Source organism: Microbaculum mangrovi, from assembly GCF_051390635.1.
GTDB lineage: Bacteria > Pseudomonadota > Alphaproteobacteria > Rhizobiales > Tepidamorphaceae > Microbaculum.
In genome coordinates this window covers 53902-71334 of the sequence record NZ_JBPODT010000004.1, presented here as the reverse complement: position 1 = coordinate 71334, position 17433 = coordinate 53902, and the positions used below count along the sequence as shown (strand labels likewise).

12 protein-coding genes are annotated in these 17433 nt (G+C 67.9%); 7 read left to right on the top strand and 5 right to left on the bottom strand.

Annotated elements, in window-relative coordinates; genetic code table 11:
* Positions 1–37 precede the first annotated feature (37 nt).
* The 3 genes from ACSF9G_RS17120 to ACSF9G_RS17110 all read left to right on the top strand — a co-directional run bounded on the left by ACSF9G_RS17120 (position 38) and on the right by ACSF9G_RS17110 (position 5862).
* Complete coding sequence (locus ACSF9G_RS17120; RefSeq protein WP_436643338.1) at positions 38–1504, top strand: hypothetical protein; 1467 nt, start codon at positions 38–40, stop codon at positions 1502–1504.
* Positions 1505–1632: 128 nt separating this feature from the next.
* Complete coding sequence (locus ACSF9G_RS17115; RefSeq protein WP_436643337.1) at positions 1633–2727, top strand: efflux RND transporter periplasmic adaptor subunit; 1095 nt, start codon at positions 1633–1635, stop codon at positions 2725–2727.
* Positions 2728–5862 carry an efflux RND transporter permease subunit gene (locus ACSF9G_RS17110; protein ID WP_436643336.1) on the top strand — a complete coding sequence of 1045 codons (3135 nt, stop codon included), beginning with the start codon at positions 2728–2730 and terminating at the stop codon, positions 5860–5862.
* Between the two features lie 35 nt (positions 5863–5897).
* Here the strand turns inward: ACSF9G_RS17110 and ACSF9G_RS17105 are convergent, their stop codons facing one another.
* The 5 genes from ACSF9G_RS17105 to ACSF9G_RS17085 form a co-directional block, all read right to left on the bottom strand.
* On the bottom strand, positions 5898–6329 hold the full coding sequence (locus ACSF9G_RS17105) for a GlcG/HbpS family heme-binding protein (RefSeq protein WP_436643335.1): 432 nt from the start codon (positions 6327–6329) through the stop codon (positions 5898–5900).
* A gap of 15 nt (positions 6330–6344) precedes the next feature.
* Complete coding sequence (locus tag ACSF9G_RS17100; protein ID WP_436643334.1) at positions 6345–7580, bottom strand: CaiB/BaiF CoA transferase family protein; 1236 nt, start codon at positions 7578–7580, stop codon at positions 6345–6347.
* Between the two features lies 1 nt (position 7581).
* A complete protein-coding gene (locus ACSF9G_RS17095) occupies positions 7582–8364 on the bottom strand; it encodes an enoyl-CoA hydratase/isomerase family protein (protein WP_436643333.1) in 783 nt (260 codons plus the stop codon).
* Positions 8365–8502: 138 nt separating this feature from the next.
* Positions 8503–11163, bottom strand: coding sequence for an AsmA family protein (locus ACSF9G_RS17090; protein WP_436643332.1), 2661 nt, complete (start codon positions 11161–11163; stop codon positions 8503–8505).
* Between the two features lie 145 nt (positions 11164–11308).
* Positions 11309–12244, bottom strand: coding sequence for a LysR family transcriptional regulator (locus tag ACSF9G_RS17085; protein ID WP_436643331.1), 936 nt, complete (start codon positions 12242–12244; stop codon positions 11309–11311).
* A gap of 153 nt (positions 12245–12397) precedes the next feature.
* Here ACSF9G_RS17085 and ACSF9G_RS17080 point away from each other — a divergent pair, with 153 nt between their 5' ends.
* Genes ACSF9G_RS17080 through fba form a run of 4 tightly spaced genes read left to right on the top strand, consistent with a single transcriptional unit; the run spans position 12398 to position 17433 of the window.
* The gene (locus tag ACSF9G_RS17080) at positions 12398–13426 is read left to right on the top strand and encodes a class 1 fructose-bisphosphatase (protein WP_436643330.1); all 1029 of its coding nucleotides are present in this window, start codon (positions 12398–12400) and stop codon (positions 13424–13426) included.
* Positions 13427–13431: 5 nt separating this feature from the next.
* Positions 13432–14307, top strand: coding sequence for a phosphoribulokinase (locus tag ACSF9G_RS17075; protein ID WP_436643329.1), 876 nt, complete (start codon positions 13432–13434; stop codon positions 14305–14307).
* Positions 14308–14319: 12 nt separating this feature from the next.
* On the top strand, positions 14320–16350 hold the full coding sequence (gene tkt / locus ACSF9G_RS17070) for a transketolase (RefSeq protein ID WP_436643328.1): 2031 nt from the start codon (positions 14320–14322) through the stop codon (positions 16348–16350).
* Between the two features lie 3 nt (positions 16351–16353).
* Complete coding sequence (gene fba, locus ACSF9G_RS17065) at positions 16354–17433, top strand: class II fructose-bisphosphate aldolase (RefSeq protein WP_436643327.1); 1080 nt, start codon at positions 16354–16356, stop codon at positions 17431–17433.

Genomic DNA, 17433 nt, shown 5'->3' with positions numbered 1-17433 from the left:
GAGCGAGCGGGGGGTGAAGACCGTGCGGATGGGGCGCATGCCGCGAGTGGCGGGGACGGTCCTGGCCGTCCTGGGTGCGGTCGGTCCGGCCGCGCCGGCCTTCGCGCATACCAGCGAGCGCGCCTTCGTCCTGTTGCTGCCGACCGGCTACTACATGACCGCCGGCGCGGTCGCGGTCTTGGCGACCTTCCTGCTGCTCGCCTTCATCCCCAAGGGCATTTCCGACCGGTTGGCCGATGCGCGGCTCAGGCTGCTTGCGCTCAGGCCGCCGAGCCCGGTCGCCACCAGCCTCCTCGCTTTCGCCTTTCTGGTCGTTCTGGTGTTTGCCGGGTTCTACGGCACCCGCGACCCCCTCGAAAATCCGTTGCCGCTGACGATCTGGACCCTGTGGTGGATCGTCTTCACGATTCTGACCGCGATCGTCGGCAACCTCTGGGTCTACCTCAATCCGTGGAGCGGCCCGCTGCGGCTCGCGCGGCGCCTGTTCGGCGGGCTGAGCGCCGGGCACACCGACGGGCATCCGGTCGCCCTTCCGCCGCGGCTGGGCTATGGGCTCGCGATCGTCCAGTTCCTGGCGTTTGCCTGGTTCGAGAAGATCAACATCGCCCCGGCCGATCCCGAACGCCTCGCCATGGCGGTTTCAGTCTACTGGCTCGTTAACTTCGCCGCCGCGCTGCTGTTCGGGGACGAGGCCTGGTTCGGCCGCGCGGAGCCGTTTTCGGTGTTCTTTCGCTTCATCGCCCGCCTGTCGCCGCTCGTCTGGGAGCCTGCCAGCGGGCAGCCTGCCGATAGGGAGCCCGCCGACGGGGGGCGAATGCGGCTGTCGCTGGCGATGCCCGGCGCCGCCCTGATCGGCGGCGAGCCGCTACCCCTGAGCGGCGTCGTCTTCCTGCTGCTGACGCTGACGCTGGAGTCCTTCGACGGTCTGTCGGAGACCTTCTGGTGGCTTGGCATCAACGGCATCAACCCGCTGGAATTCCCCGGCCGCTCGGCGGTGGTGTGGATCAACACCTACGGCCTGCTGCTGTCCTGGGTCGTTCTCGTCTCGGTCTATATGGTCGCCACGGCGCTCGGCTGGTTGCTCGCGGGGCGGCCCGGCTCGCTCGTCGCGCTCTTCGGCACGCTGGTCTTCTCGATTATGCCGATCGCGCTCGGCTTTCATTTCTCGCATTATCTGACGGCGGTGCTGATCGACCTGCAATATGCTCTGGCCGCCGCGTCCGATCCGTTCGATGCGGGCATGAACCTGCTCGGCTACGACGAATCCATGGTCACCACGTCGTTCCTGAACACGCATGACGGTGTGCGCGTGATCTGGAACGCCCAGACCGCCGGCATCGTCGTGGGCCACGTGCTCGGCATCCTCCTGGCGCACGAACTCGCCTGCCGTGCGATCGCCGACTATCGCGCCGCCGTCATCAGCCAAGCGCCGCTGGCGCTCGTCATGGTCGCCTACACGCTGTTCGGCCTGTGGCTGCTGGCGTCGCCGGTGACGGGCGGATAGAGCCCTTTTCACTGGACCCGACTCGTATAAGAGACGAAACTTAGCCGAAATCGAAATTGTGGTGGGAGGCGCCATTGTACGTCGGCAGCCGGTCGGGAGCGTATGCTCGGCGTCGCGGATTGATTGTCTTGGCGGCGCTGGGCGCCTCGGTGCTGGGGCTCGTCGGGCCAGCGGCGTCACAGCAAGGCGAAGCGCCTCCGCCCGCGGTGGTGGTGGCGCCGGTGACGACGAAGGCCGTGTCGTCGTCCACCGAGTTCATCGGCCAGACCGGGGCCTTCCATACGGTCGATCTCAGGGCGCGCGTCCGCGGCTTCCTCACCGAAAGGACCTTCGAGGAGGGCCATCGCGTCGCCGAGGGTGACGTGCTCTACGTCATCGACCCGTCGGAATACGATGCGGCTCGCGACGCGGCGGAGGCGCGGGTCAAGGGCGTCGAGGCCACCATCGCGCAGGCCGAGGCCCAGCTTGCCCGGTACGAGAAGCTGGCGACCACCGGCACGGCCAGCGAGGCCTCTCTCGACGAGGCCCGCGCCGCCGCCGGGCGGGCCCGCGCCGATCTCGCGGCCGCCAAGGCGGAACTGGAGCAGGCCAGCCTCAATCTCGGATACACCCGGATCTCCAGCCCGATATCCGGCCGCATCAGCCGCTCGAGCGTCGACACCGGCAATCTCGTCGGCCCCGACTCCGGCGTTCTGGCGACCGTGGTCGCCACCAATCCGGTCTACGTGACCTTCTCTGTGACCGAACGCGACTATCTCGCCTATCTGAAGGCCTATCTGGCGGGCAACACCACGGCCTACAAGCCGCAGATCCGCCTCGTCGACGGCACGGTCTTCGATCACGATGGCAAGATCGACTTCTTCGGAACCGAGGTCGACGCGGCGACCGGCACGATTCCCTTTCGCGCCGTCTTCGCCAATCCCGACGGCGTGCTGCTGCCGGGCCAGTTCGTCACCGTCGTCCTGGTGAGCTCGGAGCCGACGCAGGAGATCGTCGTGCCGCAGGCCGCGATCCAGCAGAACCAGGCCGGCTATTTCGTCCTCGTCGTCGACGCCGACAGCAAGGTCGAGCAGCGGTCGGTCACCCTCGGCGAGCGCCAGAAGACCGAGGTCGTGGTCGCCAGCGGCCTGGAGGTCGGCGAGCAGATCATCGTCGAGGGCATACAGAAGGTCCGCCCCGGCGCCACCGTCACCGCCGTCCCGCAAGGCGAGGCGAGCCAGTAGATGCTCAGCGCCTTCTTCATCGACCGGCCGAAGTTCGCCTTCGTCATCGCCATCGTTATCGTGCTGGCCGGCCTCCTGTCGATGGCCGTTCTGCCCGTCGCCGAATATCCGGAACTGACCCCGCCGCAGGTGCAGGTGACCGCCACCTATCCTGGCGCCACCGCCCAGGTGGTGGAGGAGACGGTGGCCGCGGTCATCGAGGCCGAGGTCAACGGCGTCGAGGGCATGATCTACATGTCGTCGAAGAGCGCCAACGACGGGTCCTATTCGCTGGCCGTGACCTTCGAGGTCGGCACCGACGGCGATCTCGCCCAGATCAACGTGCAGAACCGGGTGTCGCTGGCGACACCGAAACTGCCCGAGGAGGTGAACCGGCAGGGCGTCTCGGTGAAGAAGCAGTCGACCAACATGCTGATGGTCGTCTCAGTCACTTCGCCGGGCGACACCTATGACGACCTGTTCCTGTCGAACTACACCTCCATCAACATTCGAGACCGGCTCGCCCGCGTGCCCGGTGTCGCCAAGGTCGACATCCTCGGCGCGCGCGACTACGGCATGCGCATCTGGCTCAATCCGGACCGATTGACCAGCCTGCAGCTGACGCCCTCCGACGTGATCGCGGCGATCCGCGACCAGAACGTCCAGGTCTCCGCAGGCGCGATCGGTCAGGAGCCGGTCCCGGCCGGCCAGCAGTTCCAGTATCCGCTACAGGCCAAAGGCCGCCTCACCGACGTAGCCGAGTTCTCCAACCTGATCATCCGCGCCCGCCCCGACGGCTCGACGATCAAGCTCGCCGACGTCGCCCGCGTCGAGCTCGGCTCCGCGTCCTACGGCTGGTTCGGCCGCCTCGATGCCAAGCCCGCCGCGCTGCTCGCCGTCTATCAGCTACCCGACGCCAACGCCCTGGACGTCGCCGACGGAATTCGCGCGGCGATGGACACGCTGTCGCAGCGGTTCCCGGAGGATCTCGCCTACGACGTCACCTACGACACCACGCTCTACGTCAAGACGTCGATGCGCGAGGTCGTCATCACGCTGTTCCAGGCGCTGGTGCTGGTGATTCTCGTCGTCTTCCTGTTCCTGCAAGACTGGCGCTCGACACTGGTGCCGGCGATCGCCATCCCGGTCTCGCTGATCGGCACCTTCGCCGTGCTTCTGGCGCTCGGCTTCACCATCAACACGATCAGCCTGTTCGGCCTGATCCTGGCGATCGGCGTCGTGGTGGACGACGCCATCGTCGTAGTCGAGAACGTCCAGCGCCACATGGCCGACGGGCTCGATTCCCGCTCGGCCACGCGTGTGGCCATGCAGGAAGTGACCGCGCCGGTCATCGCCACCACGCTGGTGCTGCTCGCCGTCTTCGTGCCGACCGCCTTCGCGCCGGGCCTGACGGGCCGAATGTTCGAGCAATTCGCCGTCACCATCGCGGTCTCGGTGGCGATTTCGTCGGTCAACGCGCTCACCCTGTCGCCGGCGCTGTGTGCGCTGCTTCTGCGGCCGCCGCCGCAGACCCGGCGCGGCCCGCTCGGCTGGTTCGAGGCCGGTCTCGACAAGACGCGCGCGGGCTACATGGCGATCGTCAGGTGGATGTTGCGCCTGATGGCGGTATCGCTCCTGGTCTTCCTGGCGGTGCTGGCCGCCGCCGGCCTGCTGCTCGGCCGTCTGCCGACCGGCTTCCTGCCGGCGGAGGATCGCGGCGCCTTCTTCGTCGACGTGCGCCTGCCCGACGGCGCCGCCCTGCCGCGCACCGAAACGGTGCTGCGCGAGATCGAGTCGATGATCATGGAGACGCCGGGCGTCCAGAGCGTCATTTCGGTCGGCGGCTATTCCGTGCTGTCGGGCGCGGTGGTGCCGAATGGCGGCCTGGTGATCGCCGTGCTGGAGCCGTGGAACGACCGCACCGAGCCCGAGCTCGGCCTTGGGCACATCATGGCAACGCTGGGGCCGAAACTGCTCGCCATTCCCGGCGCGACGGCGATCCCCTTCAATCCGCCGCCGATCCCCGGTCTCGGCGCCACCGGCGGCTTCGAGTTCGTCCTGCAGGATACCGAGGGCCGGTCGCCGGCCGAATTGTCGACAGCGCTCGGCGGCATGATCGTTGCCGCCAATTCCGACCCGGTGCTGACCGGGGTGTTCACGTCCTATCGCGCCAACGTGCCGCAACTCTTCATCGATATCGACCGGCAGCAGGCGAAGTCGAAGGGCGTCGACGTCTCGACCATCTTCCAGGTTCTGGGGGCCACCTTCGGGTCCTACTACGTCAACGACTTCAACAAGTTCGGCCGAGTCTACCGGGTCTTCGTGCAGGCGGAAGGTCAGTTCCGCACGACACCCGAAGACGTCGGCAAGATCTATGTCCGCGCCAACGACGGCACGATGATTCCGCTTCGCGCGCTCGCCCGTGTCGAGCCGATCCTCGGGCCGGAGAACATCCAGCGCTACAACCTCTACCGCTCGGCGGTCATCAACGGCGACGCCGCGCCGGGCTATGCCTCGGGCGATGCCATCGCGGCGATGGAGCGGCTGGCCGCGACCGGCCTGCCGCCCGGCTACACCTACGAGTGGACCGGCATGGCGCTCGAGGAGATCAAGGCCGCCGCAGCCGGCTCCGTGGTCTTCGTGTTGTCGATCATCTTCGCCTATCTGTTCCTGGTCGCCCAGTACGAGAGCTGGACGATTCCCTTCCCGGTCATGCTGTCGGTCGGCTTCGCCCTGTTCGGCGCGGTCGGTCTGCTGCTGCTGACCGATATCCCGCTCAACATCTACGCGCAGGTCGGGCTTGTGCTGCTGATCGGGCTGGCGGCGAAGAACGCGATCCTGATCGTCGAGTTCGCCAAGCAGCGGCGCGAGGAAGGCCGGCCGATCGTCGAGGCGGCCGAGGAGGCGGCGTCTCTGCGCTTCCGCGCGGTGCTGATGACCGCGATCTCCTTCATTCTCGGCGTGGCGCCGTTGGTGCTGGCGAGCGGGGCCGGGGCGGCGGCGCGGGTATCGGTCGGCATGACCGTGTTCGGCGGTATGCTGATGGCCACCATCCTCGGCGTCGTCTTCATTCCCGTGCTCTACGTCGCCTTCCAGTCGGCGCGCGAGCGCATCAACCGCAAGTCCGCGCCGCCGGCGCCCGAGGCGGCCGACTAGTTCGCGGACCGGGTCGCCAGAAACGCGGAGCGATATCAGCCGGTCTCGGCCGTCAGTCCCGCCGCCTCGATGCCGGCGACCGCGCAGGCCTCGTCGTTGTCTGAGGTGTCGCCGGTGATCCCGACCGCCCCCATGAGCGCGCCGTCCGCATTCCGGATCAGCACGCCGCCGGGCACCGGCACCAGCGATCCCTTGGCCAGCGCGTTCATGGCCTGGATGAAATAGGGCTGCTCCTGTGCGCGCTGGTAGATCGCCCGGCTGCCCATCCCGAGCGCGATCGCGCCGTGCGCCTTGCCGATGGCGATCTCCGGGCGCATCAGGCTGGCACCGTCCGCGCGCTCCAGCACCTTCAGCGCGCCAGCGGAATCGAGCACCGCAATGGTCAGGGGCTTGAGCCCGAGTTCGCGGCTCTTGTCGAAGGCCGCCGCGACTATCGTGCGGGCAGCCTCAAGCGTGACGTCCGGCATGGTGTCTCCCCCTGTCTACTCGATATCCGCGGCGATCGCCGCGCCGTCGGCGACGAGCCGTTCGATGTCTTCGTCGCTCAGGCCCGCCTCGGCGAGCACCTCGCGCGTGTGCTGGCCGAACAGCGGCGCCGGCCGGCGGATGCCGCCGGGCGTGTCGGAGAATTTCACCGGGAGCCCGATCGCCTTGGTCTTGCCGGCCTTCGGGTGGTCCAGTTCGACGATCATGTCGCGGGCGTTGACGTGCGGATCGGCCTGCATCTCGAGAATGTCCAGCACGGGGCCGCCCGGCAGCCCGATCTCCTCGAAGCGGGCGAGCCAGTCCGCGCTGGTGCGGGACTTGAAGTGGGGCGTCAGCACGTCCACCAGCGCCGGCAGGTTCATCATGCGGTCGCCGTTGGTGGCGAAGCGCGGGTCCTCGCCGAGTTCATCGGCGTCGAGAACCTTGAGCAGCCGCTGCCAGTTCGCCTGGTTGGCCGCGCCGATATTGATCCAGCCGTCCGCCGTCTCGAAAGCCTGATAGGGCGCGCTCAACGGGTGCGCCGAACCGATCGGCATCGGGCTCACGCCGGTCGCGAGCGCGATCGCCGACTGCCAGTAGGTCTGGGTGATGCCCGCCTCCAGCAGCGAGGAATCGACCACCTGGCCCTCGCCGGTCTTGAGTCGGCGGACATAGGCCGCAAGGCACCCCATCGCCCCGAGGATGCCGGCGGTGATGTCGGTGATCGGGGCCGCGACCTTGACCGGCGGCCGGCCCGGCCCTTCGCCGGTGATCGACATCAGCCCCGACATGCCTTGCGCGATCAGGTCGAAGCCGCCCCGAGTGGCGTAGGGGCCGGTGCGCCCGAACCCCGACAGCGAGCAGTACACCAGGCCGGGATTGTCCTTGCGCAGGGCCTCGTAGCCCAGGCCGAGCTTCTCCATCGTGCCGAGCCGGTAGTTCTCGATCAGGATGTCGGCGCCCTTGATGAGGCGGCGCAGCGCGTCCGCCGCGCCAGGCTGCTTGAGGTCGAGTGCGATGCCCCGCTTGTTGCGGTTCATCATCATGAAGGCGGCGCTCTCGCCGTTGACGTCGGGCGGGATGAAGCGGCGGGTGTCGTCGCCGGTGGGCCGCTCGACCTTGACGACGTCGGCGCCCATGTCGGCGAGCATCAGGCCGCAGGTCGGCCCCGCCATGATGTGGCTGAGTTCGACGACGCGCACCCCCTCGAGCGGGCCGCCCGATGCCGCGCCCCCTTCAGCGGCCACGCCCATGTCAGCGGCCCTTCCAGTCCGGCTTGCGCTTGGCCAGGAACGCTTCCATGCCTTCGCGGAAGTCCTCGCTCATATAGGCTTCGACGATCAGGTCCTTGTCTTCGGCTTCCGCGCCGTGGACGCGCAGGCGCCGCAGCCCTTCCTTGATCGTGCGCATCGTCAGCGGCGCATGGCCGGCGAGTTGCGCGGTCAGCTCGTCGACGCGCGCGAGGAGGGCGGGGTAATCCGGCACCACCTCGGTGACGAGGCCGATCGCCAGCGCATCCTCGGCGCCGATCAGCTTGGCGGTGAAAATCGCCTCCTTGACCCGGCCGATGCCGATCAGCGCGGCCATGCGCGACAGGTTGTCGATCGACAGCGTATTGCCGAGCGTGCGGGCGATTGGGAAGCCGAACTTCATGTCGGCGGTGGCGATCCGCAGGTCGCAGGCCGCCGCGATGCCGGCGCCGCCGCCGGTGCAGGCTCCCGATATCGCCGCGACGGTCGGGACCGGGCAGGTCTCTATCTGGTGGAAGACCCGGCTCATGCGGTGTTCGTAGTCGAGGGCGTCCTGCTCGCTGGAGAAATCGCGGAACTGGCGCATGTCGGTGCCCGCCGCGAACGCCTTCTCGCCGGCGCCGATGACGACGATCGCCTTGACCGAACCGTCGTCGGGGATCGACGAGCAGACCTCCGCCAGCCCCTCGTACATGGCGAAGGTCAGGGCGTTGCGCGCCTGCGGCCGGTTCAGCGTGACCCAGCCCGTGGTGCCGCGGACCTCGTAGAGAAGCTCGTCTGTTGCCATTGTATTCATTCTTCGAATTTCACCCGCTGCGTGACCAGACCATGCCGACTATTGGTGCATATCAGAACCGTGCTGGAAAGCACCCTGGCAACGGGTAGATTCACCTTTGCCGTGGGTTTGACACCGAAAGGCGTCCGCTCAGCATGCGCCGGAGGAAGAATGCGATTTCGGGTCGGCCCTGTCGACGCCGAGCAGGGTACCGAGCGTGTTCAGCGGGAGGGCCAGTGTCTCGGCGATGGCTCGCCCCGCGACCCCGCCGCCCTCGATCACCACTTTCGGTGCCGACAGCGGACCGCGGATCGCGAACGGAGAGACGATCGGGATCAGGTTGTCGACGCGGGCCTTGGGCTTGGCTTCGATATCGATCGTGTCGTCCTTGAAGTCGATCGGGCCGGTCGCCGTGACGATGACGTCGTCGGTTTCGACGATTCCCGACCGCAGCGTCGCCAGGCCGGGCTGCAGGTCGACCTTTGCCGAGAAACAGTCGACGCGTGACATGCCCGTCTTTGCCGAGGGCGCGAACAGCCAGGTCGGCAACACCAGCCCCGACAGATCGATCAGCCGATTGGCGATCGTCCCGTCGACGAGGCGGATCGTGATGTCGCCCTTGGCCTCCCGGATTGCCGTCTGCACGGAGGCGCCGGAGGACGACACGTCGAATGCCGCCTCCAGGATGCCCTCGATCGGTAGGTCGATCTCGAGTTCCTGCAGGGCCTTGCCGACCGGCCACCCATTTATCCGTCCGGTCGCGCTGAAAGGCCGGCTGGCCTCGCGCACCTTCATGTGGCCGTCGAAACCGAAATGGCCGCCGTCGAAGCGAAGCGCGAACGACTTCGCCGTCATCAGGCCCTCGTCATAGAGCAGCCGCCCCGACACGCTGCTGACCGCGCCGCCGCTGGCGCCCGCGATCTTGCCCGCGCTGACGGCGACGTCGAACCGCGGTCGGGCGACGGCGACGGCAGTCGCGGGGGCCGTCGCCGGGGCATCCGCCGTGGCGTCCGCCGGTTCCGTGCGCGCCTTTTTGTCCTTGCGCAGTTGCTGGAACGCCGCCCCGATCCCGACCAGCCGCCAGACATCGGCGACATGCAGGGCCGGTGTCGAGATGTCGCCGCCTATGAGCGGGCGCCCGTCTTCCGGCTTGATTGAGAGGTCGCCGGTCAGTGCGGTCTTGCCGAAGCGCAGGCTGCCGTCGATGTCGCCGCTGTCTTCGCTCAGGGCGATCTGACCCTTGAAGGCGATGGCGCCGACGGCTTCCGGCGACAGGCCGATCGCCTTTGCCAGCGCTGCGTAGTCCGGCACGTCGAGTGTCAGCGCGAACCGTCCCGTCTGCGTCGGCTGGCTCTGGTCGGCGCTGAGCTCGAGGTTGGCGGCGGCGAGCCTGGAGCCGGCGAGGCTCGCGGTCAGCCGGTCTACACCGGCCGCGCCGCTGGCATCGGACACCCCGAAAGCGCCGGCAAGCTTGCCGAGCGCCGCCGGATCGGCCACCGCGATGCCGAGCACCTCGACGGTCGGAATGGCGATGTCGCCCGACAGGTTGAAATCGGCGAGCTGCAGCAGGTCGCCGATCCGGCCGGACAGGTTGAATGTCGGTGCGTCGGCCGGGCCCGCGAGCACATGCAGGTCCTCCACCGAAAGCCGTCCCGTCTTGTCGCGGCGGATGGCGCCGGCGGTGATCGGACCGAGGCGCGGAATCGCGTTGGAGAAGAAGTTGGTGGTGATCCATCCGTCGCGCATTGCCAGCGCCGAGAGTTCGCCAGTGAACCGCCCCGTGATGGCGTGGACCTCGAAGCTCAGCAGGTCGGCGTCGTCGACGCTGCCGGCGGCGTCCTGCGGCCATTCGGCTTCGACAATCACGTCGAAGCCTTTTCGCGCCTCGAGGTTGTCGATTGCGCCGTGGGCCTCGAAGGTCGGCCCGTCGGCAAGCGCCAGCGTCGCGTTCAGGTCGCGCAGGGCGGAGACGCCGGTGGTGCTATCGATGTTGCCGGCAAGCGTCGCGGTACCTTCAACGGTCCGGGCGATCTTCAAGGCATCGAGCAAATCGCCAATCGAGGTGATGTCGGCGCTGACCGCGGTCCTGCGCAGCGATGCGGTCCGGTTGCGGGGAACGATGCTACGCATCGAGACGGTGCCGCCCGAGCTCGTCACGATGAGGGTGAAGCCGTCGCCGAGCGACCGGTCCCCGGCAACGAGCGGCCGGACCTCGACATCGGCCTTGACGGGCGCGCCGTTGACCGTGCCGGAGGCCGTGATCGTGGACGGTGCCCCCGGCTCGCCCCTGGCGGTGGCGAAGGTCGCAAGTGCGATGTCGAAGTCCCAGCCCGACACGGGGTTTAGGTAGTGGTAGCTGACATCCGAGACGGCGATGTCGGCCGTCTTGGCGAGCCGCACCGCGCCGGGCACCAGGCCGAACCAGCGATCGGAGATGCTGACGTCCGATGGAGCGTCCGGATCGAAACCGACCAGGGTGCTGTTGCGAGCGAGCGAAACGCCGTGCAGCCGCAGCGCCCTGAGGTCGAGCGTGCCGCTCAGCAGCGCATCGAGGCCGAGCCCGATCGCGCCTTCCGCGATCGTGTCGGCCTCGCCGGCGGGGGCGCCCTGCGGCCGCTCGATGCGGATATTCGAACCGGAGACGACGACGGTCGAACCCCAGTCGAAGGTCACGGGGCCCTCGATCGTGACAGGCGCACCGAGGCTTGCCGACAGCAGTTTTTCGATCGCCGCGGCGCGCAGCGGCGCGAAGAACCCGACCGTGCCGAAGAGAAATGCGGCGATGGCCAGCAGCAGGGCGAGGCCGATCACCCCGGATACGATCCGCGCGAGCCTGCGTGCTCCCGACCGGCGGTCGGATGTATTTCCTGGCGAAGCCTGCATCTGAACTTTGCCGTTTCGAATCGAGGATGCCCATTTGAGCACGTAATCGTGGCGCGCTCACGGCCTATCAGCTTCACTGGGGGGTGGCCGGCATCTCCAGGTGCGGCAGGAAGCCGGCGCCCGACCCGGCGAGGAAATCCCACAGTGCCTGGGCGGCCGGAGACAGCCGCTTTTCGGCCAGCCGGACGACATACCATTGCCGGATGATCGGCAGGCCCACCACGTCGAGGACCGCGAGCCGCCGGTCGGCCACCTCGGTGGAGACGGTATGGGCGGAGATCAGCGCGATCCCGAGCCCGGCGATGACCGCCTGCTTGATGGTCTCGTTTGAGCCCATCTCGGCGCCCTTTCGCGGCGTGATGCCGGCGGTCTCCAGAAGCCGCTCCATCAGGAGCCGCGTTCCCGAACCGCTTTCGCGCACGAGGAAGGTCTCCGCGGCGAGCGCGGCCATGGCGATGGCGCGTCTGCCGGCGAGCGGATGATCGGGCGGGGCGATGATCACGTGCGGGTGCGGGCCGATGATCGTCTGCTCCACCTCGATATCGCGCGGTGGGCGCCCCATCACGGCGAAGTCGGCCTGCAGGTCGGCCATTGCCCCGATCGTCTCGCCGCGGTTCCCGACGATCAGCTGCATCTCGACGGTCGGATGCTTTTTCAGGAACGCGGCCAGCGCCTGCGGCGCGAAATACTTCGCGGTGCTGACGACGCCGACCCGGACCGTGCCGCGCTCGATGCCGCGCATCGCGTCGAGCCGTTCGTCGCAATCGGCGATGGCAAGCTCGATCAGGGCGGCCGCATGCAGCAGTTCGCGTCCGGCGTCCGTCGGCCGGAAGCCCTCCGCCCCCCGCTCCAGGAGCGGCATTCCGGCCAGTTCCTCGAGCTGCTTCAGCTGAAGGGATACGGCGGACGGCGTCAGGCCGAGTTCCCGCCCGGCGGCGGTGACGCTGCCGGTCCGTGCGGTCGCTTCGAAACCGCGCAGTTGCCGGATGGTGGCGTGATGCAGGTTCATTTTAAATTTTCTCAATGAGAACCAAAGTTATTCGAAATTTACTTCATATTCAATATCCGTAATGTGTCCCGAGCGGCGAAGACCGCGCGGCCGAGAACCCCGAAAAACACCCGAAAAACATCGGAAAACGGGGCAAGGCAGGGAGACACCGGGATGCAGGCCCGACAGAGCCTCGAAAGCCACTTGGACAACTGGGCGGTGGACGACCCGCGGCGCGTCGCGATCGCCGACACCCTGAAGGCGGTGGCGTTCGCGGCCACGGCGCTGTCCGAGCTGATCGGCCGCGGCCCGCTGGCCGGCAGTCTGGCGGCCGAGGTCGGTGGCAATGCCGGTGGAGACGTCCAGAAGCTTCTCGACGTGCGCGCCGACGAGCTGTTCGCCGATGCGTTCAGGACAGCGCCGGTCGCCATCGTCTGCTCCGAGGAATGCGACCAGGCCGTCGCGATCAACGACGGCGCCCCGCTCGGCGTCGCCATCGATCCGCTCGACGGGTCCTCCAACATCGACACCAATGTCTCGATCGGCACGATCGTCTCGGTCTTTCCGGCCCCCGCCGATGGCATGAGCCTGCCGCAGGGCCGCGAACAGCTCGCCGCCTGCTTCGTGATCTACGGGCCGCAGACCGCGATGGTGTTCACGGTCGGCGATGGCACCCATGCCGCCACCCTCGACCGCGCCGCCGGTCGGTTCATCGTCACCGCGACCAAAATCCAGATCCCCAGGGGCCGGCGCGAGTACGCCATCAATGCCTCGAACTACCGGTTCTGGGATCCGGCGGTGCAGGCCTATATCGACGACTGCATCGCCGGTGCCGAGGGCCCGCGCGGCGAGAACTTCAACATGCGCTGGATCGCCTCGCTGGTCGCCGAGACCTATCGCGTGCTGCAGCGCGGCGGCATCTTCCTGTACCCGCGCGACGCCCGCCCCGGCTATCAGGAAGGCAGGCTCCGGCTCGTCTACGAGGCCAATCCGATCGCCTTCATCGTCGAGCAGGCCGGCGGCGCCGCCACCGACGGCATCGACCGTATCATGACCATCCAGCCCAGGAGCGTGCATCAGCGCACGCCGCTGGTGTTCGGCTCCAGCGACAAGGTCGAGAACGTTGTCCGCTATCACACCGAGCCACCGGCGACCGGCGAGCATTCGCCGCTGTTCGGCCGGCGCGGCCTGTTCCGGGTCTGATCGCCATGTCCCAGAAGCACCCCATCATCTCGGTCACCGGCTCCTCGGGCGCGGGCACCTCGACGGTCAAGCACACCTTCGACCAGATCTTCCGGCGCGAGGGTGTCGACGCCGTCTCGATCGAGGGCGATGCCTTTCACCGCTTCAACCGCGAGGAGATGCGCGCCGAGCTGGAAGCCCGCGTGGCCAAAGGCGACCACACCTTCAGCCATTTCAGTTACGACGCCAACGAGTTGAAGCAGCTCGAGGCCGCCTTCCGCGAATACGCGGAGACCGGCAACGGTCGCACCCGCACCTATGTCCATGACGAGGCCGAAGCCGAGGTCTGGGGGGTGGAGCCGGGCAGGTTCACCGACTGGCGCCGCTTCGAGGATGGCTCCGACGTGCTGTTCTACGAGGGCCTGCACGGCGCGGTCCTGACCGACGACGTCAGGATCGCCGACCATGCGGATCTCAAGATCGGCGTCGTGCCGGTCATCAATCTCGAATGGATCCAGAAGATCCATCGCGACAAGGCCTCGCGCGGCTACACGACCGAGGCCGTGACCGACGTGATCCTCAGGCGCATGCACGACTATGTGCACTGCATCTGCCCGCAGTTCACCAACACCGACATCAACTTCCAGCGCGTGCCGACGGTCGACACCTCGAACCCGTTCGTCGCCCGCTGGATCCCGACGCCGGACGAGTCGATGGTCGTCATCCGCTTCAAGGACCCGCGCGGCATCGATTTCTCCTACCTGGTGTCGATGATCCACGACTCCTTCATGAGCCGGGCGAACTCCATCGTCATTCCCGGCAACAAGCTCGATCTCGCCATGCAGCTCATCCTGACGCCGATGATCCAGCGTCTCGTCGAGCGCCGCCGGCGCATCCTTTAGGGGGAAGACAGAATGACGACCGCGTTGCAGACCGTCGCCGTGGAGACCGCGCCCTTGGCCATCGACGACCGCTTGATGGCCAACGCCATCCGTGCCCTGTCGATGGACGCGATCGAAAAGGCCAGGTCCGGCCATCCCGGCATGCCGATGGGTATGGCCGACGTCGCCACCGTTCTGTTCACGCGCTTCCTGAAATTCGATCCCGCCGATCCGACCTGGCCCGATCGCGACCGTTTCGTGCTATCGGCCGGCCACGGCTCGATGCTGCTCTATGCGCTGCTCTACCTGACGGGCTACGAAGGGGTGACGCTCGACGAGCTGAAGACTTTCCGCCAGCTCGGCTCGAAGACCGCCGGCCACCCCGAATACGGTCATTGCCCGGGGGTGGAGACGACGACCGGGCCGCTCGGCCAGGGCATCGCCAATGCGGTCGGCATGGCGCTCGCCGAACGGATGCTCAACGCCCGCTTCGGCGACGATCTCGTCAATCACTTCACCTATGTCGTCGCCGGCGACGGCTGCCTCATGGAAGGCCTGAGCCACGAGGCGATCGATCTCGCGGGGCACCTGAGGCTCAATCGCCTGATCGTGCTGTTCGACGACAACGGCATCTCGATCGACGGCGATACGTCGCTGGCGACCTCCACCGATCAGCTTGCCCGTTTCGCCGCCGCCGGCTGGGACGTGACCCGGGTCGACGGCCACGACCCCGAGGCGGTCGCCGCGGCGATCCAGGCGGCGAAACTGACCGGCACGCCCTCGCTGATCGCCTGCCGGACCGTGATCGGCTACGGCGCCCCGACCAAGCAGGGCACCGAGGCGACCCATGGCGCGCCCCTCGGCGCGGACGAGGTCGCAGGCGCCCGCGCGGCGCTCGGCTGGTCCCATGCGCCCTTCGAGATCCCCACCGATATCCTGTCGGCCTGGCGCTCGGCCGGGTCGCGCGGCGCCGACGCGCATCTGTCTTGGGAACGGCGTCTGCAATCCGCCGACCGGAATACCCGCCAGGCCTTCCTCGACGGCCAGCGCGGCACGCCGGGCCTCGGCCTGGACACGGCCCTGGCCGACCTGAAGGCGGCCTTCGCCGCCGAGGCGCCGAAGATCGCCACGCGGCAGGCCTCGCAAAAGGTCATCGAGGCGATCGCGCCGGTCCTGCCGGCCCTGATCGGCGGTTCGGCCGATCTGACCGGATCCAATCTCACCAAGGCCAGGAGCCAGGAAACGGTGACGGCCGACAAATTCGCCGGCGGCTACATCCACTACGGCGTGCGCGAGCACGTCATGGGCGCGGCGATGAACGGCATCGCCCTGCATGGCGGGTTCATTCCCTACGGCGGCACCTTCCTGGTCTTCACCGACTATTGCCGCCCGTCGATCCGGCTTTCCGCGCTGATGGGCCAGCGGGTGATCTACGTGATGACCCATGACTCGATCGGCCTCGGCGAGGATGGCCCGACGCATCAGCCGGTCGAGCATCTGGCGAGCCTGCGCGCCATGCCGAACGTCAACGTGTTCCGTCCGGCGGACGCGATGGAGACGGTCGAGGCCTGGGCCTGCGCGCTCGCCGACACCGATACGCCTAGCATCTTGTGCCTGAGCCGCCAGGGCCTGCCGGCGCTGCGCCGCGAGGCGAGCGACGACAACCCGGTCGCCAAAGGCGCCTACGTGGTCTCCGGCGATATCGAAAGGCGCGACGTCACGCTGCTCGCCACCGGTTCGGAAGTCGCGCTGGCCGTCGAGGCCGCCGGTCAGCTGCGCGAGGAGGGTATCGCCGCCACCGTCGTGTCGATGCCGTGCTGGGAACTCTTCAGGGTCCAGCCCGAGGCCTATCGCACCCAGGTCCTCGGCACCGCCCCGCGCGTCGCGGTGGAAGCCGCCGTCGAGACCGGATGGGAGCGCTGGATCGGCGAAACCGGCCGCTTCGTCGGCATGACCGGGTTCGGCGCCTCCGCGCCGGCCGACGACCTCTACGCCCATTTCGGCATCACGGCCGTGGCAATCGCCGCCGCCGCCAAAGCGATCCGCACTTCGAAGGGAGAGTGACCCATGGCCCGCATCACACTGCGCCAGCTACTCGATCACGCCGCCGAGCACGGCTACGGCGTTCCGGCCTTCAACATCAACAACATGGAGCAGGGCCTCGCCATCATGGAGGCGGCCGACGCGGTCGATGCGCCGGTCATCATCCAGGCCAGCCGCGGCGCGCGGTCCTACGCCAACGACATCATGCTGGCGAAGATGATCGACGCGCTCGCCGAGATCTATCCCCACATCCCGCTGTGCATGCATCAGGACCACGGCAATTCCGAAGCGACCTGCCTGTCGGCGATCCGCCACGGCTTCACCTCGGTGATGATGGACGGCTCGCTGGAAGCCGACGGCAAGACGCCGGCGAGCTACGACTACAATCTAGACGTCACCCGCCGCGTTGCCGACATGGCCCACTGGGTCGGCGCGTCGGTCGAGGGCGAGCTCGGCGTCCTGGGCTCTCTGGAAAGCGGCCGGGGCGAGGCAGAGGACGGCCACGGCGCCGAGGGCGCGCTCAGCCACGACCAGCTTCTGACCGACCCCGACCAGGCGGTCGACTTCGTGTCGCGCACCAAGGTAGACGCCCTGGCGATCGCCATGGGCACGTCGCACGGCGCCTACAAGTTCACCCGCAAGCCGGATGGCGAGATCCTCGCCATGGGCGTGGTCGAGGCGATCCACGAGAAGCTGCCCGACATCCATCTCGTCATGCACGGCTCCTCCTCGGTGCCGCAGGACCTGCAGGACATCTTCAACGAATACGGCGGCGAGATGCCCCAGACCTGGGGCGTACCGGTCGAGGAGATCGTGCGCGGCATCCGATTCGGCGTGCGCAAGGTCAACATCGACACCGACTGCCGCCTCGCCATGACCGGCATGTTCCGCAAGGTGGCGAGCGAGAGGAAAGCGGAATTCGACCCGCGCAAGTTCCTCAAGCCGGCGATGGACGCCATGCGCGACCTCTGCCGCGCGCGCTTCGAGCAGTTCGGCACCGCCGGCAACGCCTCGAGGATCAAGGTAATCCCCATGGCCGAAATGGCCAGGCGCTACGAAAGCGGCGCCCTCGACCCGCGCATCGCCGCGAAGCGCGCGGCCTGA